Here is a 22,714-nt window from a genome sequence, read left to right as displayed (position 1 = left end):
GCCCTTTTTTGAAAGGTGAGGAAGAAATTACGCTTCTTCGCCTTCTGCAGCGCCTTTCGGCTTAACCAGAGTGGCAACTGCCAAATCGTGATCTGCACCTTTTTGCAAGTCAGCAGAAACAACACCGCTTGGCAATTTCAGGTCAGAAATGTGAATGATGGTGCCGGTTTCTGCGTTTGCCAAATCCACTTCAATGAATTCTGGCAATTGGTGTGGGAAGCAGATGATGTCCAATTGGGTAAGGTTGTGAACCACTTTACCGCCCTGGATTTTCACGCCTTTGGAGATTGCTTCATTGATGAAGTGCAGAGGTACGTGAGTGTGTACCTTGGTTGACTTATCAATACGCAAGAAGTCCAAGTGCAAAACCACTGGCTTGGACGGGTGACGTTGTACGTCTTTCAGGATCACGTCCTGAGCAGTGCCGTCCACGTTCAAGCTAATGATGTGCGAGTAGAAAGCTTCGTGTTCCAAGTGCTTCATCAGTTCATTGTGAGAAACAGAAACGCTAGCAGGTGCTACGTTGCCGCCGTAAATTACAGCAGGAACTTGATTTGCCAAACGACGCAGGCGGCGGCTCGCACCTTTCCCTAAATCGTTACGGGCTGTTGCATCTAATTTAAAGTCTTCAGACATTTTATCGTCCTCAATTTTCCATTCAGATCCGCGACCAGAACCTGATGGGTTTCAGTAACCAGAGTACAGAATGTATTCCGGTGGTTTACCGAGAGTAATGCTCCGACTAGCGGAACCTTTTAAAGGGTTCCTAGCGGAACATCGCGCTCAGGGATTCTTCATTGCTCAGGCGGCGCATGGCTTCGGCGAGCATTTTCGACAGCGTGAGGCTGCGGATGCGTGGGCAGTCTTTGGCGGCCTGGCTGAGCGGGATTGAGTCGGCAACGACCAGTTGATCCAGCTCGGAGTTGTTCAGGTTTTCAATCGCCTTGCCCGATAGCACCGGGTGAGTACAGTAGGCGACGACTTTCTTGGCGCCCTGCGCTTTCAGTGCTTTGGCGGCGCTGCACAGGGTGCCGGCGGTGTCGATAATGTCATCCACCAACAGGCAGGTGCGGCCTTCAATTTCACCGATAATATGCATCACTTCCGCAACATTTGCGCGCGGGCGGCGTTTATCGATAATCGCCAGATCTATGCCCAATTGTTTAGCTACCGCACGGGCGCGCACTACGCCGCCGATATCGGGTGACACTACAATCAGGTCTTCAAATTTTTGCGCTTCTATATCTTCCAGTAACACGGGTGAGCCGTAGACGTTATCTACTGGTACATCAAAGAAACCCTGGATCTGCTCCGCGTGCAGGTCAACAGTGAGCACGCGGTCAACACCTACGCCAACCATCATGTCGGCGACTACTTTTGCGGTGATGGGTACACGCGCTGAACGTACGCGGCGATCCTGGCGGGCGTAGCCGAAGTAGGGCACCACGGCGGTGATACGGCCAGCGGAGGCGCGACGCAGGGCGTCCACCATCACAATCAATTCCATCAGGTTGTCGTTAGTCGGTGCGCAAGTTGACTGGACTACAAACACATCGCGGCCGCGCACGTTATCGTGCAGCTCGACGGCGATTTCGCCATCGGAAAATTGCGACACGGAAACATTGCCAAGTGGCATGCCTAAGTGATCCACAATCTTTTTAGCGAGATCGGGGTTTGCGTTGCCGGTAAAGACCATTAAGTCAGTCACGTCAGATACCTTTTGGTGATGGCTGGGGTGATTGCTGGTGGTTAAATGCCAGAGCCGATATTTTCTCTCTGTAAAAAGTCTGTCTGCGCAAAGCAGCGTTTTTTACCCTAGGAAATTTTAGGATGCTGCGCGGATTGAGCTGTATCAAAAGGGAATTAATCAGAATAGTCATCGTTTAGGATTCGTGTTAGTGGTGCGATTTAAATTGTGAACACACCTGAAACAATGACTGAAAATAGATGGCAGGGGCGGAAGGACTCGAACCTACGAATGGCGGGATCAAAACCCGCTGCCTTACCACTTGGCGACGCCCCTATTGTGTTAAAAACACAGTTCTTGATTAGCGTGACGGAAGCAGTTTGTAGAGAGGCGATTGATTTACACCTTGGGCTACAAAACCGGGCAGATATTTGGGCAATTGTGCCTGCACGTTAAGTGCTTCTTCTGCCGACGCGAAACTTGCAAATACGCAGGCTCCGGTTCCCGTCATTCGCGCGTTGCGATCAAAATTTTGGAGCCAGATGAGTGCGTTATCGACTTGCGGATAGAGCTTTCTCACCAAGGCTTCGCAGTCGTTTTGACCACCCCGCTCAAGGAAGGCCGCCACTTTAATGGCCGAAGTATCTCTTGTCAAATCTTTGTGAGAAAAAATTTCAGCAGTGGATACATGGCAATCAGGTTGTATAACCAGAAACCATTTTGGCTGCATTTCAATAGCTTGTAACTCTTCGCCCACACCTTCCGCCCAGGCAGTTTGGGCATTGATAAACACCGGGACATCGGCACCGAGCTGTAAACCAATTGTTTGCAGCTGGCTTTTGCTCAGGCCACAACCCCATAAATGGTTGAGTGCAACTAATGTGGTGGCCGCATTACTACTGCCGCCACCAATACCACCGCCCATCGGCAGGCGTTTTTCAAGGTGGATATCAATACCGGCGTGGGCGGATTTGTAGGGTTCAAGCGCACGCGCTGCTTTGATGATTAGGTTGTGCTCAAAAGTGACCCCGGGCAATTCCGGTGCAAGTGTGATTTCACCATCGATGCGGGTGTTAAATGACAAAGTGTCGCCGTAATCGAGCAGTTGAAACAGGGTTTGCAGGTTGTGGTAGCCATCGGGACGGCGGCCAGTAATGTGCAAAAACAAATTGAGTTTGGCGGGCGATAGGAGCGTCAGACTGGTCATTGCGCGGCTCCCAAGCGCCAATCCCGGATCACCAATACCAAGCGCACATCTTTATATTCGGCGGTGATTTTTCCTGGCAGCGGTAAATTAATGCCGTTGAAGGTTTGATCGCGGTAGTTGCTGTAATAAATGCTCCAACCACCTTGAATCAACTGAGCGATTAATCCAGTTTCATTTTGTTGTAGTTGGGTAATACGCAACTTGGGCGCCGGCACGCCGCGCACCCAGTAGGCGAGCTGTGCAACGGGTAGGGTCCAACCGGCAGATTTTTTGATCAGCGCCTCGGCAGTTTTGGCTTCTTGCACTGGTTCACCGGTTTGTTCGAGGCGCACTTTCTCGGGCGTGCCGGTGATGATCATGCTTTTTTGCCCCAGCGGACCGCTGAGGTTGATTTGGTAGCTGGCGAGTTGTTGTGCCCATTTGACGCTCGCACTGCCGCTGTCGGCACTGGTACGAATACCCAATTTCCCGGTCAGTTGCCAATCAGCAATCGCCTGCACCTGCCGCTGGTGCTCCAAGACATCTTGTGGGGGTGTTAGCGAACCTCGGTGCACGCATCCACTGATAAACAGCAGTGACACTATGAGAAGAAAACGGTATTGCATCATAAATCGGCCTTGAGGCGGTTGAGGGTTTCCTGGATTACCGGGTCATTGGGGGTCAGTTTTATCCCTGCTTGCCACACCCGGCGCGCCTCCTCTTTATTGCCCAGCATCCACAAAATCTCACCCAGATGGGCGCTGATTTCAGCATTGGGGCTGGCAGCAAATGCCCTTTGCAACAGCTCCAGTGCCTCGGGGTATTTACCGGTGCGATACTGCAGCCAGCCCATGGAATCCATGATGGCCGCATCGTCCGGTTTGAGTTTGAGTGCTTTTTCCAGCAATACCCGCGCTTCATCAAAACGCTGCGTGCGATCAGCCAGTATGTAACCAAGCGAGTTGAGCGCGGCGATATTATCCGGCTGCTGTTTCAATATCTGGCGCAGATCGCGCTCGGCGGCGGCGATGCGTTTGCGCTGGTTATTGAGCATGGCGCGCGCAAACAACAGGCGAGTGCTGGTGGTGAAATTGTTCAGGCCTTCGCTGAATACAACGTCGGCTTCCAGTAGGTAATTGTGTTTTACCAGTGTCTGGCCGTGTAGTACATAGAGCGCTTCGCTTTGGTCGGGGAAGCGCAAACGCAGGCGATTCATATGCTGTTGAGCACTGAGGAAATCTTCCTGGCGCACAAATATATCCAGCAGATTGATGGTAGCAGAGAGAAAGTCGTTACCGCTTTCCACTTGTAGATAATGAATGATGGCCTCGGGCAGGTCGTTGCGCGCGTCGGCCATGCGCCCTAAATAATAGTGGGCGGTAGAGATGTGCAGGTCGCGATCCAATAGCTCTTCAAAGGTTTTGCGGGCGGTTTCGGTATCTTTGCGCTCCAGCGCGATAATCCCCAGTGACAGCAACATATCGCCATTGCCCGGCAACTGCTTGGTGAGAATCGTAAATTGCTCCTGCGCCAATTCCATATCGTGATGGGTAAGAATGCGCGCGTACTGCTGGCGCAGGCTGGTGTTGTCCGGATAAAACTCCAGTAGTGCGGCCATTTTGGCAATCGCTTCCTGGTCGCGTTTTAACTGATGCAACAAATTGGCTTCCAGTATGGCAGCGGGAATACTGCGCGGATGGATTTTAAGCGCCTGATGGGTGAGGTTCATAGCCTCATCATATTTGCCCTGTTGCTGGAGCAGTATGCCCGTGCCGACCATCAGCTGCTCATCCTCTGGATGGCTTTGCAGCTCGGTGACAAAATCGTTTAGTAACAGTGCGCGTTGAATATCGTCCAGACTCGCAGCATTGGCGGCAATATTCTGGAACAGGGGTTCACCGCCTTCATCTTGCAGACGGCGCGAAAACTCAAAGGCCTCGCGCAACTGGCCAGCTTGCATATAGGCCATGGAGGTGTTGGCGAGCGCATCTTTATTGTGTGGGGCGGCTTTGACCCAGATCTGTACCATTTCCAACGCCACCGAATTGTTGCCCAGATAGCGCGCGATCATAGTGGCGCGCTCGGCGATCTGCGGGTCGCGCGTCTCGCGTGCCTGCTGTACATAATTGCTCAGTGCCAGGTCATATTGCGCGCGGCTGCCGGCGATTTCAGCGGTGAGCAGCGAATAGAGTGTCTCGGTGGGAAAGGGCTTAGCCGGTGTCTGGATAAGGATTTCCGGCTGGGGTTCAGGTGCCGCCACTGTGCGCGCCGATTGCAGGCTGCAACCGCTCAGTACCCAGTAAAGGGTCATGCTCGACAGGATAATAGGGCGGAGTTTGATCATGCGCGACCGGTAACGGAACAGAAGGGTGGGCGCAAACTAGGCTGCGCGGCCTGCCATCATAAACGTGAAGGAGGATGATAAAAAGGGCGTTCTGGTATTGATGTGAAAAGATCCCGCCCGCGCCTTTCGGCTATAGCCCGGTACGCCGTGCCAGAGCGGGTTGCGTATCGATGAGCCGGCGTGTCTCAAGAAAGGTTTGCTGGATCAAATAGGCATCGCCACTCGCCCGGTGGCGCTTGATGTCGAGGTGCTTTTCCAGCCGCTTTTTGGTTTTGTCCCACACTAGCAGCTGTGCCTCGGTGGCAATCATTTCAATTGGGCTCAGGTGAAAGCTGGGGTTGATGCGCGCGGCAAAAAATAACCGGTTGAGCCATGGACTGTCGTGGATCCAGGCATCACTGTAAGCGGTGATATCACCCAAAAACTCGTTGAGTTCTCCGCAGATGTCGCGTGGTTTGCGCCCGCGGTTTTCAATCAGTTTGCGGGTGATCCCATGTACGGCTTGTGCGCTCTCGCTCCAGTGATCCCATTCAGGTTGCGGTTCGATCAACGCGCAGTAGCGCTCGCCGTTGGTTTTGACTACGCCGATTTCAATCGGGTAGCTGCGCGAGCCAAAACCGGAGGCTTCGATGTCGATAATGGTCGGGTTGGGCAGTCGGCGCATAAAAATTCCTTGGGCTGCGGCTGTGGTTGAGTATAGATGCAGATGTAACTGGGCGATGAATCGGCGTAATAGCACCTGTTTATGGCAGGATTAAGAACTTGCCTCTTGTCACGCCCTCTCTGTGACCGGACAATACCGGCCTTTATAACGATTAGCCTGATCCATGACCCTGTTAGCCTTTGGCATCAACCATACTACCGCTCCTCTTGCCTTGCGCGAGCGGGTTGCGTTCGCGCCGGAGAATTTGCAGGGCGCGATGCAAGAGGCCTGCGCCCACGCGGGGTTGACCGAAGTCGCCATTCTCTCCACTTGCAATCGCACTGAAATCTATGCGGCGAGTGAAAGTGATGCGACTGCGATCCAGCAGTGGTTGGTCGACCACACCGCGATTGAGGCGGCAGATCTCGCCAATAGCTATTACTGCTATCAGGATCATGAAGCCGTGCGCCATATGATGAAGGTTGCTGGCGGCTTGGATTCACTCGTGCTGGGTGAACCGCAAATTCTAGGCCAAATGAAGTCAGCTTTTGCTGTTGCCAAAGAAGCGGGCACTTTAGGTGCGGAATTGCACGCAACTTTCCAGCAGGTTTTTAATATCGCCAAGCGTGTGCGTACGGAAACAGCGATTGGTGAGAACCCTGTCTCAGTGGCATACGCGGCGGTGAGCCTCGCGCAGCAAATTTTCTCCAACCTCAAACAGGATACTGCGCTCCTGATTGGTGCAGGTGAAACTATCGAACTGGTCGCACGCCATTTGGCAGAGCAGGGCATCAAACACATTATTGTGGCCAACCGCACCCTTGACCGCGCCCAACGCCTCGCGCGCGAATTTAACGGCGAAGCTATTCTACTGGCCGATATTCCCGAGCAGTTGCATCGTGCCGATATTGTTATTTCATCGACAGCCAGCCAGTTGCCATTGCTTGGCAAAGGTGCAGTGGAATCGGCGCTGAAAAAACGCAAACACAAACCCATGTTTATGCTCGATATCGCCGTACCGCGCGATATTGAAGAGCAAGTGGGCGAACTGGATGATGTGTATCTCTACACCGTGGATGATTTGCACGCGGTAATTGATGAAAACAAAAAATCCCGCGTCGCTGCTGCCGATCAAGCCGAAGAAATTATTAACGAAGGTGTCGAATTATTTTTACGTCACCAGCGCGCACTCAGTGCGGTTGAAACCGTAAAAGCCTATCGCAACAAAGCGGAACAAATGCGCGATCTGGAATTGCAAAAAGCGCTGCGCAGTTTGCAAACCGGTGTTAATCCCGAGCAAGTATTGCAGCAATTTGCGCGCAACCTCACCAACAAATTAATCCACTCGCCCACTGCTGTATTAAAAGAGGCGAGTGCCAGTTCGCGTCACCATGTTATCCAGGTGGCGCAAGAACTGTTTGAGCTGTCTGTTAACCCTGCTGCTGATATAAGCAGCGATGCAAGTGAGCAATAATGAAAGCGTCTATTTTAGAAAAACTGGATCGTCTTAAAGAGCGCTACGAAGAAGTGAGCGCGATGCTGTCGGAAGCCGACATCATCAATAACCAAAACCGATTCCGCGATCTCTCCAAAGAGTACGCCGAGTTAGAACCGGTGGTGCAGGGTTATCAAAACTATTTGAACCTGCTCGCCAATATCGAAGAAGCCAAACACCTATTGGTGGATGGTGATGCCGATATGAAAGAAATGGCCGAAGAAGAGTTGAAAGACTGCGAAGCGCAACTCGAACCTATGCAGTTGGAATTGCAAAAACTCTTGCTGCCAAAAGATCCTAACGACGAGAAAAACTGCTATCTCGAAATTCGTGCCGGTACCGGTGGCGACGAAGCCGCCATTTTCTCTGGCGATTTATTCCGCATGTATTCGCGCTACGCCGAGACCCAGGGCTGGCGAGTCGAAGTTTTAAGTCAGAATGAAGGCGAACACGGCGGCTTTAAAGAAATTATCAGTTTAGTTAGCGGGCAGGGTGTCTATTCCAAATTAAAGTTTGAATCAGGCGCGCACCGTGTGCAGCGCGTACCGGAAACCGAAGCGCAAGGGCGCATCCACACTTCCGCGTGCACGGTGGCGGTGATGCCTGAAGCGGATGAAATGGAAGAAATTAATATCAATAAAGCCGATTTGCGCATCGATACCTTTCGTGCATCCGGCGCGGGCGGTCAGCACGTTAACAAAACCGATTCGGCTGTCCGTATTGTGCACTTGCCCACCGGTTTGGTGATTGAATGTCAGGACGAGCGCTCGCAACATAAAAATCGCGCGCGCGCGATGAGTTTGCTCGCCACCAAATTAAAACAGGCGCAGGAAGACGCCGCGCATAAGTCGCTGTCTGATGAGCGCCGTAGTTTGGTTGGCTCAGGCGACCGTTCCGAGCGCATCCGCACGTACAATTATCCGCAGGGCCGTGTGACTGATCATCGCATCAACCTCACGCTCTATTCCTTGGATGCGATTATGCAAGGCGATTTAAATCCGGTGGTGCAACCGCTGGCAAATGAATACCAAGCTGATCTGTTGGCGGCTATTGCGGATTAATTTGGTAAACGACTTCGTAGGTTGCTGGTGAGCTTGCGAACCGCAACACTCTGAACGGGATTGATATGTTGCGGTTCGTTCCTCAGCCTACGCGGCCCGCCACAACCTACGGGAACACATGAATACACTCTCCATCGCACAATGCCTACAACTCGCACACGAACTTGAATCCCTAAGTGATTCTGCGCGTTTGGACATCGAATTAATTCTGTGCCATGTTCTGCAAAAAAATCGCACCTATCTTTTCACTTGGCCAGATAAAGTTTTATCGCCCGAGCAGGCAGAAACGTTCCAGATTTTTTTCAATCGTCGCAAATCCGGCGAACCCATTGCCCATATCCTCGGTCAGCGCGAATTCTGGTCGCTGCCATTGGCGGTCAATAATTCCACCTTGATTCCACGCCCGGATACCGAACTGCTAGTCGAAATAGTATTGGAATTGTTTGCTGGTGATGTGCCGCAACAAAAGCGCAGTTGTTTGGATTTGGGAACAGGAACGGGCGCGATTGTGTTAGCCATCGCCAGTGAAAAGCCGGATTGGCAATTAGTGGGGGTGGATAAGTCTGCTGATGCGGTTGCCCTCGCCGAACAAAATCGCGACCAATTACATTTTAGTCATGTACAGATTAAACAGAGCGATTGGTTCTCTGCCATTACCGCGCAACAATTTGATGTTATTGTCAGCAACCCGCCCTATATAGATCCGCAAGATCCGCATCTGGAGCAGGGTGATGTCCGTTTTGAACCGCGCTCCGCGTTGATTGCGGACAATAAAGGTTTGGCGGATATCGAGCTGATCATTCAACAAAGTTGGAATTTTCTGTGCGAGCAAGCTTGGTTGTTGCTTGAGCATGGCTACGATCAAGGTCAGGCGGTGCGAGAATTATTTGCTGCGCGCGGCTTTGTACAAGTAGAAACCCGCACTGATTTGGGTGGTAACGAGCGAGTCACATTGGGCAGAAAAGGGGAGTCAGCGTGAACGATGAACAACTACTGCGCTACTCGCGCCAAATTATGCTGCCCGATGTGGATATTGATGGCCAGGAAAAATTATTGGCTGCACGCGTATTAATTATCGGCCTTGGTGGTTTGGGGTCGCCGGTCGCTATGTATTTGGCAGCGGCAGGTGTCGGGTATTTAACGCTAGTAGATTTTGATGCAGTTGATCTCAGCAATCTGCAGCGGCAAATTGCACACACCAGCGCGCGTATTGGGGACAATAAAGCGGCATCGGCGGCGCACAGCCTACATGAATTAAACCCTGAGGTTACGATTACTTGCATCGAAAAATTATTAGATGCAGACCAGTTGCTCGAACAAGTGAAATTGGCAACTGTAGTGGTTGATTGCACCGATAATTTCCAAACCCGTTTTGCTATCAATGCGGCTTGTGTTGCGGCAAAAGTACCGCTGGTATCGGGCGCTGCAATTCGCTTGGAAGGGCAAATTGCAGTATTTGATTCGCGTGACGAAAACAGCCCTTGCTATCGCTGCTTATACGAAGAAGACAGCGATGATTTAACCTGTGCTGCTAACGGTGTATTGGCGCCGCTGGTGGGAATTATCGGGTCAATGCAGGCGCTGGAAACGATTAAATTAATTTGCGGCTTCGGCACTAATCTCGCCGGGCGTTTGTTACTGCTGGATGCACGCCACAGCCAATGGCGCGAATTGAAATTGCCCAAAGATCACAATTGTCCGGTATGCCAAACTGCCTTGGTATAAAGGGTAAGACTGTGTAAAGGGCTTGTTTTTTATCATCACGTCTTTATATTGACGCTAACAAAAAATCTACTGAGAGAAAGGTGTAACCATGAGTGATGTCCCTACTGTATACAAAAGCGGTTTTTTACCCGCATTAATTTTTAGCTCGCGCTGGCTGCAACTGCCGCTCTATTTGGGCTTGATAATTGCGCAATGTGCATACGTATTTCTATTTTTGAAAGAACTTCTCCATTTGGTTACTGATGTTACCTCCATGAACGAACAACAAATTATGTTGATCGTGCTGGGCTTAATCGATGTGGTGATGATTTCCAACTTGTTAGTGATGGTGATCGTCGGTGGCTACGAAACGTTTGTTTCCCGCTTGCGTTTGGATGGTCACCCGGATCAGCCGGAGTGGCTCAGTCACGTTAATGCGACTGTGTTGAAAGTAAAACTGGCAATGGCAATTATTGGCATATCTTCAATCCATCTGTTAAAGACCTTTATCGAGGCTGGCAATATCGGTATGCCCGGTGCAAAATTTACTGAAGCAGGCGTAATGTGGCAGACCATTATTCATATGGCCTTTATTGCTTCCGCGATCGGTATTGCTTACACCGATTTGTTGATGCAACGAGTGAGTTCGGCGAATAAAGCGGGTCATTAATTCATAAGATGGAAAAAATAGGCGGCCAAATGGCCGCCTATTTTTTTGGTTAGAACTTGTAGTTCAAACTCAGCGTGTAGTTGCGTGGTGTGCCGTAGCGGTATGAACTGAAATATCCCACTTGTGAGTAGTATTTTTCATCCGTTACATTGGCCGCGTTGAACTGAACATTCAGGTCATCGGTAATGGCGTAGCGAGCCATCAGGCTGACCAAGGCATAGGCATCTTGGGTGAGTCTGTCGGGTTTATTTGCAGGATTAATGCCTTCTGAGTAAGTTTCGTTTTGCCAGTTAACACCGCCACCTACCATCAACTTATCAAGTGCACCTCCGAATTGGTAAGACGTAAAAAGCTTAATGGATTTGGTCGCGTTGTCGGTGTTTAGATCGTTGCCGTTAGCATCTTCGATGGTGAATTGTGAGTAGCCTGCGCTAATGTTCCAGCCATCGATTGGTTGGCCAACCACTTCAATCTCAAAGCCTTTGCTCTGTGCGCCTTCGGCACCAATATAGGCATACATTTGCTCTGGAGTGCCGACAAAAGCGGTGTCGAGCTGCGCCAGATTGTCTTGTTGGATATCAAAGTAGGCAATGGTGGTTTGCAGGCGATCATCGAGGAAGCGGCTCTTCAAACCTATCTCCGCGCTTTCGCCCACTAGCGGGTCAATAAAATTCCCGTCAGCATCGCGATTGTTCTGCGGTTTGAATATTTCGGTGTAGCTGGCGTAGACCCGGTGCGCATCGGTCAGGTCGTAGAGTGCACCTGCGTAGGGGATAAATTCATCTTCATTGCCGTAATCAACTACGCCGCTCCAGTCAAAACCGTTGCGTTCCCAGGTTGCCACACGTCCACCCAAAATAAATTTGAGCTTATCGGTAGCCGAAAGACGGGTAGCTGCATAGTAGCCGCGCTGCTCGGTTTCAATATCCTGGGATTGGGTGCGCTCCTCTGACCACTCGGGTTCATGCAGGTCGCCCCACGTATAAAAATTCTCCACTGGAACACAGTCGTAACCCCAGCATAAGCCGCCACCCAAGGGCAGCTGGGTAAAGGTTTCTGCTGCCTGGTCGGCACGCAGGGCGCCCACGACCAGATCGTGGGTTTGGTTAAAGAGGGTGAAATCCCCTTTTAGCTGGATATCGAAGCTATCTTGTTTGGATTCACCATCACTGCGGTAGCGTTGGGCGTTCAGGCCGGCACCGGTTGTTTTATCCAGCGAGCCGTACACATATAACAGGCGCGCCTCTGTTTCGTAGTGTAATTTGTTGTAGTTAGCGAGCAACTCCCAGCCATTCGAGAAAGAGTGGTTGATGCTGGCGAAGAAATTGGTGTTGGTTGATTCCCAGCGGTTCCAGTCCATCGCGGTGGTTTTGGAAACGTCCCAATCGGGTCTGGTGCCGTCGGAGAAGAAGCCGGGCAATACGCCCCATACGGTGGAAGTAGGGTCATTGTTCTGATAGCTCGCACCCACACGCACCAAGGTCGCGTCGGTCAGGTCAGCTTCCAGTACACCGTAGAATGTGCTTTTGTTGTCTTCGTAATAATCAACGAAAGACTCTCCGCCCAAATAGCGGCCCACTACACGACCACGGACACTACCGCTTTCGTTTAATCCGCTGGATACGTCAGCTGCAAGGGTTCTTTTTTCCCAACTGCCGGTGCCTACATCCACAAACCCGGTTAAATCCTTGCTGCTGGCGTGTTTGCGAACCAGGTTGATAGAGGCCGATGGGTCTCCTACAGCGGTCATTAAACCCGTTGCTCCACGTACAAATTCAATGCGCTCGTAAATGACGGTATCAGCGACGGTTTCGCCCGAATCGCCGCCCAAACTCCAGGAGGTAGGCACTCCGTCGATTTGGTAGCTGTCAATCTGGAAGCCGCGCGAGTAAAAGCTGTTGCGCACGTTGTCCACTTCTTCGGAGGTAACGCCCACAGCATTATTCACTGCCTCTAAAACGGAAGTGATGTTCTGGTCCTGCATCCGCTCAAAGGTCAAAATTGATACTGACTGTGGTGTTTCTTCTATGGTCAGCCCCAAGCCGGTTGCGGTATCCAACGTCTTGGTTTGCCCAACACTGTACTTGCCGGTCACGATGACTTCTTCGAGTGAACTTGGGTTTTTCTGGGTTGATGCATCCTTGGCAGTATCCTGCGCCAGGCCTGATTGCGCGTGAAAACCCAGCAAAATGGCAGCAGAGAGAGGCAATAGCGTAAATTTCATGAGGCATTCCATATAGTGGACAAGACTAGAAAGAGGCGCATTTTTTCACAAATAATATTAATTATCATTAACGAAAGGTATAAATTATTAAATGACATTATTTGGCAGGAAGAGATTATTACCGGTTGGATATGGTAATGGTGTGGTTGTTGCAGCGTAATAAATCAGCCACAAAATGTAGCAATACCTATTTGCCGGGTGTTTTAGTTAGTAGTCTCCGAGGGGATAAGTGTTAGTCTGCTCGAATCCGGTTTTTATAATGAATTCATACAACTAGGAGCAAAACATGAATGTTGAAGTAGGTGGTGTCTTAGGTTTTATTTTGCTGATTTGCGTTGTTTACGCGATTGTAAAAACAGCACAAAGCGGTGCAAGCACGGGAAATAAAGTGATCTGGATTGTGGTGCTTTTGTTGCTGCCATTCCTTGGTTTTATTTTATGGTTCCTGTTTGGCCCCAAGTAAAGCAATGGTTTTGTGGCATGAGTGGAGCTTAACCTTGTGCTCCACTCACGCTGCGATTTGAAAGGCGCTTAGTTAAAAAATCCTTTCTTTAATTCCTCATGCTGTTCGGCTTTTAAGCGTGGGCCAAACTGACTCACTACTTTTGCTGCAGCGAGATTGGCAAATTCAGCGGCCGTTTTAAAGTTTTTGCCTTGGCTGAGTGCGTACAAAAATGCTCCGGCAAACATATCGCCTGCGCCATTGGTATCGAGTGGTTTGATCGGTTGTGCGGCCACTTGTGTTAAATGTTCGCCATCAAATACCAACGCACCATCGCCACCACAGGTGATGGCAAATTGTGTGCAATATTTTTTCAGTGCTTCAACAGCTTCTTCAATGGAATGGGTTTGAGTAAAACCGATGGCTTCGTCGCGGTTGCAGAAAATTAAATCCACACCATCGCCAATCATTTCCACTAAACCATCGCGGAAAAACTGCACCATCGCCGGGTCTGATAAGCTCAGTGCAGTTTTGGTGTTGTTCGCTTCGGCGTGTTTGCGCAATTCAATCGCAGCGGCGCGGCCGGTAGGAGAGGTGACTAAATAACCTTCGATATACACGTAATGCGATTGCGCAATTGCCGCTATATCCAGCTCATTGACGGAAAGCGTTTCGCTGATGCCGAGAAATGTGTTCATGGTGCGTTCGGCATCGGGCGTGATCATCACCAAACATTTTCCGGTAATGCCTGCCGGTGGAGTGATATGCGCAGGTGTTGCAACACCGGCGGCGTGAATATCGTTTAAATAAAATGCGCCGTTTTCATCGTTGGCGACTTTGCACGAATAAAAATTATTGCAGCCAAAATAACTGGCGGCGATGATGCTGTTAGCCGCTGATCCACCGCTTGCGCGATGCGAGGCAACCAGATGGTTTTGCAAATAATCGATCAGCGCGTTTTGGCGCTCTTCATCCACTAGGGTCATCACACCCTTGGCAACGGCCATGGTAGTAAGGTCGGTATCGGTGAGGGTGATTTCGGTATCGACCAAGGCCGCGCCTATGCCATAAATGTGATATTGCTTGCTCATAAGCCGATATGCCTTTTGATTGGGGGTGATAGTCGGATAACAGGGGGAGTGTGAACTCGCGCGGCATTATGCAAAATTCGCCTCGCCCGATAAAGCAGAAGTGCGTAGATCGCATCCAATCGCATGGATTTTGCCTCGCATTCACCGGGTGTGGCGGTTAAACTGGCGCCCGAATTTTTGCACCTGGTGCATCCCTTCCTTTGCTTCACTCATCACTAAGATTGCCTATGACTAAACGCCGCTCTACTACCCGTCGCACTAAATCATCCGGTTCTGCCCCCCGTCGCGGCTGGGCGTTGGCGCGTATCTGGATTTTTTATAGTCTGCTTTTGGTGGTGGCGTTGATGGGCATCTGGACGCTGTATCTGGATTCAGTAGTGCGCAGCAAATTTGAGGGCAAAAAATGGTCGCTGCCCGCGCGCGTTTATGCGCGGCCGCTGGAGTTGTATCAAGGACAATCGCTGACGCCAGCATTGTTTGAACAGGAGTTGCGTGCCCTGGGTTATCGTTTTGAAGGCAATGCGAATACACCCGGCCAGGTGTTGAAAAAAGTTAGCGCGGGTTCCAATGAGGTGGTGTACCACATCCACAGTCGCGGCTTTGATTTTTGGGATAAAAAAGAAGTTGCGCGCAAATTTATGCTGCGTGTTAACAACGGTAGCGTGCAGGGCCTGATCGATTTGGCCGGTGCCGATTTGCCGCTGGTGCGTTTGGAACCCGAAGAGATCGGCGGTTTTTATCCGGCCGATAAAGAGGATCGCCTGCTGGTGCGCCTTGCAGATTTGCCACCCTTACTTGGTGAAACTTTATTGGCGGTGGAAGACAAACATTTTCTTGATCACCACGGCGTATCGCCGCTGGCGATTTTGCGTGCAGCTTGGGTGAACGCCAGCAGTGGTGGTGTAAGGCAGGGCGGCAGCACAATTACGCAGCAGCTGGTGAAGAATTTTTATCTCACCAACGAGCAGAGCATTTTCCGGCGCAAAATTCCGGAAGCGATCATGGCGGTACTGCTGGAGGTGCATTACAGCAAATCGGAAATTCTGGAAACCTACATCAATGAAGTGTTTCTAGGTCAGAGCGGCTCACGTTCGATCAACGGTTTTGCGCTGGGTGCGCAGCATTATTTCCGCCAACCCCTGCGTGAACTGGATACCCATGAATTAGCCTTGCTGGTAGGTTTGGTAAAAGGTGCATCTTATTACAATCCCTGGCGCAATCCTGAACGCGCGAAAGAGCGACGCAATGTGGTATTGGGCGTGATGAAGCAGGAAGGGTTGATTGATGATGCGCAACTCAAGCGTGCACAGGCGGCACCGCTCGGTATTGTGGCCGAAGGTGAATCGCGCTCAACAACCTATCCAGCATTCATGGATTTGGTGAAGCGCCAGTTAAATCAGGATTACAAAGAGAATGATTTGCGCAGCGAAGGCTTGCGCATTTTCACCACGCTCTCGCCCATGGTGCAGCGCCAGGCGGAAAAATCGATGAAGTTCCGTGTAGAGCAGTTGGAGAAACAATTCAAAACCAAAAACGTGCAGGGCAGTATGGTGGTCACCTCAGTGGGCGGCGGTGAAATTCTCGCACTGCTGGGCGACCGCGATCCGCGCTTCACCGGATTTAATCGCGCGCTCGATGCAAAACGTCCTATCGGCTCACTATTGAAGCCCTTTGTGTATTTAACCGCACTGGAAATCCCACAGAAATATAATCTTGGGACCATCATCAGCGATGCGCCAGTAAGTTATAAATCTGGTGGCAAATGGTGGGCGCCGCAAAATGCCGACAAAAAAGATCACGGCGATATTCCGCTCTACAAAGGCCTCGCCTATTCCTACAACCAATCCACTGCACGCTTGGGTATGACACTCGGTTTAGGTGCGGTTGCCAAAACCGTAAAGCGCGCGGGCTATCAAGGCGATGTACCGGAACTGCCGGCGATGTTGCTGGGTTCGATCGATATGTCGCCGCTGGAAGTCGCGGGTATGTACCACACCATCGCCGCTGAAGGGGTGTACACACCACTGCATGCGATCCGGGAAGTGCTCACCGCTGATGGCAAACCGCTCAAGCGTTATCCACTTGAGTTGGAGCAGCGCTTCTCCAATGAATCTACCTTTCAGTTGCAATACGCGATGCAGCGCACCTTGCGTGAGGGCACTGGGCGCAGCGCCTACAATCAGATCCCATCGCACATTGACTTGGCCGGCAAAACCGGTACTACCAACGATCAGCGCGATAGCTGGTTTGCGGGCTTCAGTGGTGAACATTTGGCGATTGTGTGGCTCGGGCGCGATGACAACAGCGCAACGCCATTAAGTGGCGCGGGCGGCGCCTTACAAGTCTGGACGGATTTTATGAAGCAGTTGCCAACCCGCAGTTTGGAGCAGGAACCACCCGCTGGTGTCAGTTTTGACTGGGTCGACGACAAAACCGGCAAGCTCGGCGCCGAGACCTGCGAAGGCTCCGTTTGGTTGCCACTACGTGACGATTTCCGCCCACTCGAATCTGCGGATTGCGATATGGCAGGCAAAAATCCGATCAAGAACCTCTGGCAGAAGCTGTTGAACTGATCTGCGTAAGCCGGTGATCTGGCCGGCTTTCTGTGCGTCAAAAAAATAAACCTCTCAGGTGAATCTGAAGCTCACTAGACTGTGTCTTAGCTTGTGAGTTGGGGGCAATATTGATGTAATCCTGCCCGGATTTTTCCTGAGAGGCTTTTCCCATGACATTATTCCTAAGCTTGCCGCGTCGCTTGATGAGTGCCTTCGGCCTCGCGCTGGTCTGTGCTTTTCCCGTTGCCTACAGTATGGCCGCTTCTGCGGCAGAACTTGAGGGCACAGTAGTAACCGTCGATGGCTCAGCGCCCGTCCAGGTTCAAGTGGACGCTCCCCAGCCGGCATCCGCTCCGGCCAGCCCTGATGCCATTGCACCTGAACAACCCCCTCAGCCTCCCAGTGCCGAAGATCACGAGCGCTGGAAGCAGGACAATGAACGCTGGAAACGAGACAACGAGCGTTGGGTGCGCGACAACCAAAATTGGGAGCGCGACTGGGAAAAAAACCTTAGCCAAGCCTTTGGTGGCGATCACGAAGATGATGGAGATTTTCACCCGGCGCTATTGATTCCCCTGTTTGCCATCCTGTTTATTTTTGGCGGCCCCATTCTTTTATTAATCTTGATCCTGGTGTTTTTCTTTGGCGCCAAGCGCCGCCGCCAGCAGGATATCAATATGAATATCGACAAGTTGCTTGCTGCGGGACGCGATATTCCCGTCGAATTGTTGCGCGGTGATGAGCCACGGCGCGATGAGCCGGTGGGCAGCCGCGACAAGGGGATTCGCAATATCTTCCTCGGTACTGGCTGGTTGGTTTTCCTGACGATCATGGTGGGTTTTGATATAGGGTCAGCCGGATTTATCTGGATCGCTCTTGGGGCATCCCAAGTAGTCATCTGGTATCTGAACCGACCTAATGCGAGTGAACAGGCTGGGCAGCAGGACTAACCAGCAATGTCCCTTTCCGATCAGGAATTGATTGCGCGGGTGGTTAGCCGCAAGGATCAGCACGCCTTCGCGCAGCTGGTCTTGCGCTATCAGTCGCCGTTGCGCATCTGGGCAAGACGCCTGTGCAACGGCGACACGCACCTCGCGGACGATCTGGCGCAGGAGGCTTTTATGAAGGCCTATGCTGCGCTGGGCGCGTTTCGTGCAGAAGCCAAGTTTTCCACCTGGCTTTATCGCATTGCATTTAATATCGCCGCCAACCGCTGGCGCGCGAAAAAAATTGAATGGTGTGAACTCGACGAAAATGAAGAGATCGAAGCTGAGCAGTGCAGCGTAAAGCAATATCATGCACAAAAAGATGTGGAGGCCGCTATGCAAACCCTGAGTCCAGGCCAGCAGCTGGCGATTCGGCTATGCTATGAAGATGGTTTCTCCCATGAAGAAGCGGCGACGATTATGGGTATACCGCTCGGAACTGTGAAAACACATATAGCGCGCGGCAAACAAAAACTGCAAACTTTATTGGCATCCTGGCAGGATGCGTTACCCCAGTGAAACTTTTGTTAAATAACACTTTTGTTAAATGAAACTGTGGTTAAACGAGGTCGCTCTATGAACGACAAGAATTTTGATGATTTCCTGCGGCTGCAGCTGCAAGGCTCCAGCCCTTATCTCGATGATGGCGATTTCAGCGCGCGCGTATTGGCAAGCTTACCCGCGCCCAAACGCTTGAATCCCTGGTTGGAAAAACTGATTGTGCTTTTGCCGGTCACTCTGATTGCGGTGTTAGTGCTGCGCCAATTTTCCGTGCGCGAGCTGGTCCAGCCTGCCTATGGTTGGGTGCTCACGCTGGACATGCACAGCCTTGTGATACTTGGTGTGGTCATGGCCGCACTCCTGTTAATTGCGCCGGTGCTATTGATCTTCAAACCAAAGTCCCTGTTTTAGCGGTATCGCGCACAGTTATCTGCACATTCAGAAAAATGTTTGCATAAAAAAACGCCTAATTACCATTGGTAATTAGGCGTTTTTTTTTAAGCGTCATAAGTGCTGATAAGTAAATTCACTCAGGCGTTTAAGGCGCTAAATTCCTTATCGCGTTTGCGCATTCTATGAGCGACTGCTATACCAAAATGACTATTAAAACACTGCGTTTATTGAGGCAAGGCTAATGCTCCGCTTGACCATCGCTAAAAAATTAATGCTGCTGGTAACCATTGCGCTCTTGGGATTTGTGATTAGCCAGGGTTATTCCATGTGGGTTGAACGCGCTAACAGCGGACGATTGGCAGATGTTGAGCAGCGTATTTATCCAACCCTGGAATTAACCACGATCAATTTAGGTTCGCTCTTGCTGATGGAGCAGCAAATTAACAGTTCGGTAACCACGGGAGATGAACAAGTACTGGCTGATGCCGATAAACATTATCAGGAAATCCGCAAAAATCTGGAAAAATTATCCAGCCTCAGCGCTGATCTTTCAGTGCAAGTAAAAGATATAGATGCACAGTTGCAAGATTGGTACACCACGGCAATACGCATCGCCAAAAGTTTTATTGCGGGCACTGTGGATCTTAATCAAATCGGCGCAGAGGCGGCAGCCAATGCCGATAAATTAAAAGCGTTGCGAAAATCTTTATCCAGCATGAAAACCGAAACCGCTAAGCGGTTTAACGAATCAATTAGTGAAACGGTGGATTCTTCCAAAAGTGCAGCGCGTATTATTTTAATTATTTCAATTTGTTCGGTAGTGGCGCTGTTAGTGGTGAGTTCGATTATCAGCCGCTCAATTACCTCCAGTATTAATGAAGTGACTGAATCGTTAAAAGAAATGGCCTCAGGTGCGGGCGATTTAACCAAGCGAATTCATTACCCAGGGCACGATGAAATTCGTTATCTGGTGAAATATTTCAATGCGTTTGTTGAAAAATTACATGGGTCTTTTGCCAATGTCAGCCAGGATGTGGGTGGTCTCACCAAAGTAGCAGCGCGTTTAACGAACTCCAGCAGTCAAAATTTAGGCCGCATTAATGAACAAGCCACTGCAATTTCCAGTATGCGCACGTCGATTGAAGACCTGATGAAAATGGTGAGTGAGATTGCCGAGTTTGCAGGTAATGCATCGCACCAGGCGCAGGATGCCAGCAGTGCTGCCGCACGTGGAAAAGAAACTCTCGCAGCCAATGTATCCACTATCAGCACTCTGGCAGAAGAGGTGCGCAGTGCGGCGGGTGTAGTGAATCGCTTTGAAGAATTTTCATCCGATGTGGGGCAATTGCTTAACACCATTCAAAATGTTGCAGAGCAAACCAATTTGCTTGCACTCAATGCAGCGATTGAAGCAGCGCGCGCGGGGGAGCATGGGCGTGGTTTTGCAGTAGTCGCTGATGAGGTGCGCGGCCTTGCGGTGCGCACTCGCCAAGCCACAGAAGAAATTCATAAAGTGATTAGCGAGTTGCGCTCAGTATCAGCGAGTGCAGTGACTGCCATGCAGGGCAGTGTTGAGCGTGCAAATCGCGGGGTTGAAGCAACGGTCGCATCGGGCGAAGTGCTCAATTCTATTTTGAATAATGTGGAAACCATCAGCAGTATTAATGAGCGTATCGCTGCGGCCACACACGAGCAAACGGTGACATTTTCGCATGTGTCTGAACACGTGAACGGAATTTATAACAGCACACAATTGGTTACCAGTAGCACCAATGAGCTGAATGAAATCAGCCACGATATTGGTCACATCAGTCAGGAGCTGCGCAAAGTCGCCAGCCAATTCCGTGTTTAGTTTCTTTGGTTAATCGTCGTATTTAATCGTTGCGTTTAATTTTTCAGTCGTTTTAGCGCCGCATGGCAGCGTTAACTATGTATTCAGGGAGTTCAAGCACAGGCAGTGCTAAACATTAGGAGTGACACGCACATGAAAAAAATGAATTCAATACGCAAAAAACACAGTCTTGCTTTGATCATTGCACTTTGTATGGCGGCGCCGTTAACACAGGCGGGCGATCTTAACTTATCGGGATTTTTATCGGTTGGCGGCGGCATGATCGATGACGAAGACAGCCCCGGTTATGGTGGTTACGATGAAGAGGATCTAACGTTTGATAAAAACCTTTTAGGCTTGCAGGTGACCGGGCAAGTCAGTGAAAAAATAACCGCGACTGCACAGCTGATTGCGCGCAGTGAAACAGATTATGAAGTGAACGCAGAATGGGCATATTTGACGTGGCAGGCATCTGATTCCATCAAGGTGCGTGCAGGTCGGTTGCGCACTCCATTTTATATGTACTCTGATTTTCTTGATGTGGGTTATGCCTATTCCTGGATTACTCCGCCGCGTGAAGTTTATTACTTACCCTTTAATAATGTGGATGGCGTTGATTTTTATGTGACCCAAACCTTGGGAATATTTGATACCAGCTTCCAGGCTTACTTCGGTAGTTTTGATGATGAGCTGACATTGGGTGGTGCACCTTCTGAAGCCAAAACGCGCAATCAAATGGGGGTGGCGGGCACCTTGGGTAAAGATTGGTGGACCTTGCGTGCGGCCTATCACCAAGCGGAATTAACTGTTGATGTGAGCGGTATTCCCATTAGCCCCACAACTACCATGGGAGGATTTGCAACGACCTTGACTGCACTTGGCTATCCCGACAATGCAGCGCGTTTGTTAGTGGAAGAGGATGATGCTGTCTTCACTGAATTTGGGCTCAATATTGATACAGGGCGATTTGTTGCCGCGGCAGAATATGTGGAATTTGATCCGGGCGATGCGGTGTTCTCCAAAAATATTCGCCAATATGTGATGGCGGGTGTGCGTGCAGGAAGCTGGCTGGTTCATGTGACCGGCTCGCAGGCGAAAGACGAAGCGACCCACCCTGAAGCCGGCATTCCCGCAAATCAGACGATTCCGGTGTTTGGTAACACGAATGTGGTGATTGGGACATTGCAGGCAATCGCGCAATCACAAGTCACCGAACGCGATGTGCTATCACTCGGGGTTCGTTGGGATGTTGCATCCAGTACCGCTCTCAAGTTTCAGGTCGATGACGTTGATAACAAAACGGCAGGTGATCAAAAGGTTTTCTCTGTCGCCTTGCAAACCGTGTTTTAGGGGGATGCCATCATGAAAAAAAGTATTCGTTCGCTGGCAGCAACCTTAACACTCGGTATTGCCAGTTTTGCCTGGGCTGAAGTAGCAGTAATTGTGCATCCGTCGGCCGGTTTTGATTCGCTCACTGAAGACGATGTCGCGCGCTTATTTCTCGGTAAAAGTAAAAGCTTCCCCGCTGGTGCGCAGGCGGTACCGGTCAACCAAAATGAAGGTTCAGCCGCGCGCGATAAATTCAACGAAGCTATTTGTAAGAAAAATGCCAGCCAGTACAAGGCCTATTGGTCGCAACTGGTGTTTACCGGTAAAGGCACTCCACCCAAAGATGCTGGTGATGATGCCGCAGTGAAAACCTTGATCGCCGCCAATCCCAATATGATTGGCTATGTCGATGCCGGAGCGGTAGATGCGACTGTAAAGGTGGTATTCAAAATACCTTGACTGTGGGCTGGTGAAGCCGGTTGATAACGATGATATTCACCACTGGTTAACAAGACCCCGTATCAAGCGGGGCCTTGTTAGTCGTCTAAAATGTATACCCAAACACATTTTTG

The 22,714-nt window shown here is 50.6% G+C and carries 21 protein-coding genes and 1 tRNA gene; 13 read left to right on the top strand and 9 right to left on the bottom strand.

Translation table 11 applies throughout. The annotated features are described in order from the left end of the window. Nucleotides 1-27 precede the first annotated feature (27 nt). The 7 genes from B4E62_RS04160 to B4E62_RS04130 form a co-directional block, all read right to left on the bottom strand. Nucleotides 28-636 carry a 50S ribosomal protein L25/general stress protein Ctc gene (locus B4E62_RS04160; RefSeq protein WP_310072895.1) on the bottom strand — a complete coding sequence of 203 codons (609 nt, stop codon included), beginning with the start codon at nt 634-636 and terminating at the stop codon, nt 28-30. A 130-nt stretch (nt 637-766) separates the two neighbouring features. Then, nucleotides 767-1,708, bottom strand: a complete 942-nt coding sequence (locus B4E62_RS04155) for a ribose-phosphate pyrophosphokinase (protein WP_310072892.1) — start codon at nt 1,706-1,708, stop codon at nt 767-769. A 240-nt stretch (nt 1,709-1,948) separates the two neighbouring features. Then, nucleotides 1,949-2,023, bottom strand: a tRNA-Gln gene (locus B4E62_RS04150). A 25-nt stretch (nt 2,024-2,048) separates the two neighbouring features. Continuing rightward, complete coding sequence (gene ispE / locus B4E62_RS04145) at nt 2,049-2,894, bottom strand: 4-(cytidine 5'-diphospho)-2-C-methyl-D-erythritol kinase (RefSeq protein WP_331351169.1); 846 nt, start codon at nt 2,892-2,894, stop codon at nt 2,049-2,051. Next, a complete protein-coding gene (gene lolB / locus B4E62_RS04140; RefSeq protein ID WP_331351168.1) occupies nt 2,891-3,502 on the bottom strand; it encodes a lipoprotein insertase outer membrane protein LolB in 612 nt (203 codons plus the stop codon). Before lolB ends, ispE begins: the two co-directional genes overlap by 4 nt. Further along, complete coding sequence (locus tag B4E62_RS04135) at nt 3,499-5,217, bottom strand: tetratricopeptide repeat protein (RefSeq protein ID WP_331351167.1); 1,719 nt, start codon at nt 5,215-5,217, stop codon at nt 3,499-3,501. Before B4E62_RS04135 ends, lolB begins: the two co-directional genes overlap by 4 nt. 130 nt (nt 5,218-5,347) lie before the next feature. Then, nucleotides 5,348-5,881 (bottom strand): hypothetical protein, encoded by a 534-nt coding sequence (locus tag B4E62_RS04130; protein WP_310072885.1) that lies wholly within the window; start codon nt 5,879-5,881, stop codon nt 5,348-5,350. A gap of 163 nt (nt 5,882-6,044) precedes the next feature. On the opposite strand from B4E62_RS04130, the gene hemA reads away from it, so the two are divergent. The 5 genes from hemA (at nt 6,045) to B4E62_RS04105 (ending at nt 10,790) form a co-directional block, all read left to right on the top strand. Next, on the top strand, nt 6,045-7,334 hold the full coding sequence (hemA, locus tag B4E62_RS04125) for a glutamyl-tRNA reductase (RefSeq protein WP_310072883.1): 1,290 nt from the start codon (nt 6,045-6,047) through the stop codon (nt 7,332-7,334). Continuing rightward, nucleotides 7,334-8,416, top strand: coding sequence for a peptide chain release factor 1 (prfA, locus tag B4E62_RS04120; protein ID WP_331351166.1), 1,083 nt, complete (start codon nt 7,334-7,336; stop codon nt 8,414-8,416). Before hemA ends, prfA begins: the two co-directional genes overlap by 1 nt. 118 nt (nt 8,417-8,534) lie before the next feature. Then, on the top strand, nt 8,535-9,395 hold the full coding sequence (gene prmC / locus B4E62_RS04115) for a peptide chain release factor N(5)-glutamine methyltransferase (RefSeq protein ID WP_331351165.1): 861 nt from the start codon (nt 8,535-8,537) through the stop codon (nt 9,393-9,395). Beyond that, a complete protein-coding gene (locus tag B4E62_RS04110) occupies nt 9,392-10,141 on the top strand; it encodes a molybdopterin-synthase adenylyltransferase MoeB (RefSeq protein ID WP_331351164.1) in 750 nt (249 codons plus the stop codon). The genes prmC and B4E62_RS04110 overlap by 4 nt, the downstream gene beginning before the upstream one ends. 88 nt (nt 10,142-10,229) lie before the next feature. Beyond that, nucleotides 10,230-10,790: a TIGR00645 family protein gene (locus tag B4E62_RS04105; RefSeq protein ID WP_310072875.1), complete on the top strand. Its 561-nt coding sequence runs from the start codon at nt 10,230-10,232 to the stop codon at nt 10,788-10,790. A gap of 49 nt (nt 10,791-10,839) precedes the next feature. Here the strand turns inward: B4E62_RS04105 and B4E62_RS04100 are convergent, their stop codons facing one another. Beyond that, nucleotides 10,840-13,014 carry a TonB-dependent siderophore receptor gene (locus tag B4E62_RS04100; RefSeq protein ID WP_331351163.1) on the bottom strand — a complete coding sequence of 725 codons (2,175 nt, stop codon included), beginning with the start codon at nt 13,012-13,014 and terminating at the stop codon, nt 10,840-10,842. 286 nt (nt 13,015-13,300) lie between these two features. On the opposite strand from B4E62_RS04100, the gene B4E62_RS04095 reads away from it, so the two are divergent. After that, nucleotides 13,301-13,477: a PLDc N-terminal domain-containing protein gene (locus tag B4E62_RS04095; protein ID WP_310072872.1), complete on the top strand. Its 177-nt coding sequence runs from the start codon at nt 13,301-13,303 to the stop codon at nt 13,475-13,477. Nucleotides 13,478-13,545: 68 nt separating this feature from the next. Here the strand turns inward: B4E62_RS04095 and B4E62_RS04090 are convergent, their stop codons facing one another. After that, on the bottom strand, nt 13,546-14,547 hold the full coding sequence (locus B4E62_RS04090) for an adenosine kinase (protein ID WP_331351162.1): 1,002 nt from the start codon (nt 14,545-14,547) through the stop codon (nt 13,546-13,548). Between the two features lie 227 nt (nt 14,548-14,774). Between B4E62_RS04090 and mrcB the strand changes: the two genes are divergently transcribed. The 7 genes from mrcB to B4E62_RS04055 all read left to right on the top strand — a co-directional run bounded on the left by mrcB (nt 14,775) and on the right by B4E62_RS04055 (nt 22,601). Then, entirely contained in the window at nt 14,775-17,120 is a 2,346-nt protein-coding gene (mrcB, locus tag B4E62_RS04085; RefSeq protein ID WP_331351161.1) for a penicillin-binding protein 1B, read from the top strand. A 152-nt stretch (nt 17,121-17,272) separates the two neighbouring features. Beyond that, complete coding sequence (locus B4E62_RS04080) at nt 17,273-18,052, top strand: DUF6249 domain-containing protein (RefSeq protein WP_331351160.1); 780 nt, start codon at nt 17,273-17,275, stop codon at nt 18,050-18,052. 6 nt (nt 18,053-18,058) lie between these two features. Beyond that, on the top strand, nt 18,059-18,607 hold the full coding sequence (locus B4E62_RS04075) for an RNA polymerase sigma factor (RefSeq protein ID WP_310072865.1): 549 nt from the start codon (nt 18,059-18,061) through the stop codon (nt 18,605-18,607). Nucleotides 18,608-18,664: 57 nt separating this feature from the next. After that, nucleotides 18,665-19,000 (top strand): hypothetical protein, encoded by a 336-nt coding sequence (locus B4E62_RS04070; protein WP_310072863.1) that lies wholly within the window; start codon nt 18,665-18,667, stop codon nt 18,998-19,000. A 223-nt stretch (nt 19,001-19,223) separates the two neighbouring features. Further along, a complete protein-coding gene (locus tag B4E62_RS04065) occupies nt 19,224-20,834 on the top strand; it encodes a methyl-accepting chemotaxis protein (protein WP_331351159.1) in 1,611 nt (536 codons plus the stop codon). Between the two features lie 132 nt (nt 20,835-20,966). Then, nucleotides 20,967-22,163 carry a DNA topoisomerase IV gene (locus B4E62_RS04060; protein ID WP_331351158.1) on the top strand — a complete coding sequence of 399 codons (1,197 nt, stop codon included), beginning with the start codon at nt 20,967-20,969 and terminating at the stop codon, nt 22,161-22,163. Between the two features lie 12 nt (nt 22,164-22,175). Continuing rightward, nucleotides 22,176-22,601, top strand: a complete 426-nt coding sequence (locus tag B4E62_RS04055; RefSeq protein ID WP_331351157.1) for a phosphate ABC transporter substrate-binding protein — start codon at nt 22,176-22,178, stop codon at nt 22,599-22,601. The last annotated feature ends 113 nt before the right edge of the window (nt 22,602-22,714 follow it).

This window comes from Cellvibrio sp. UBA7671 (assembly GCA_002483145.1).
Classification (GTDB): Bacteria; Pseudomonadota; Gammaproteobacteria; order Pseudomonadales; family Cellvibrionaceae; genus Cellvibrio; species Cellvibrio fibrivorans.
The sequence above is the reverse complement of the archived record's forward strand: the minus strand, read 5'-3'. Positions and strand labels throughout refer to the sequence as shown.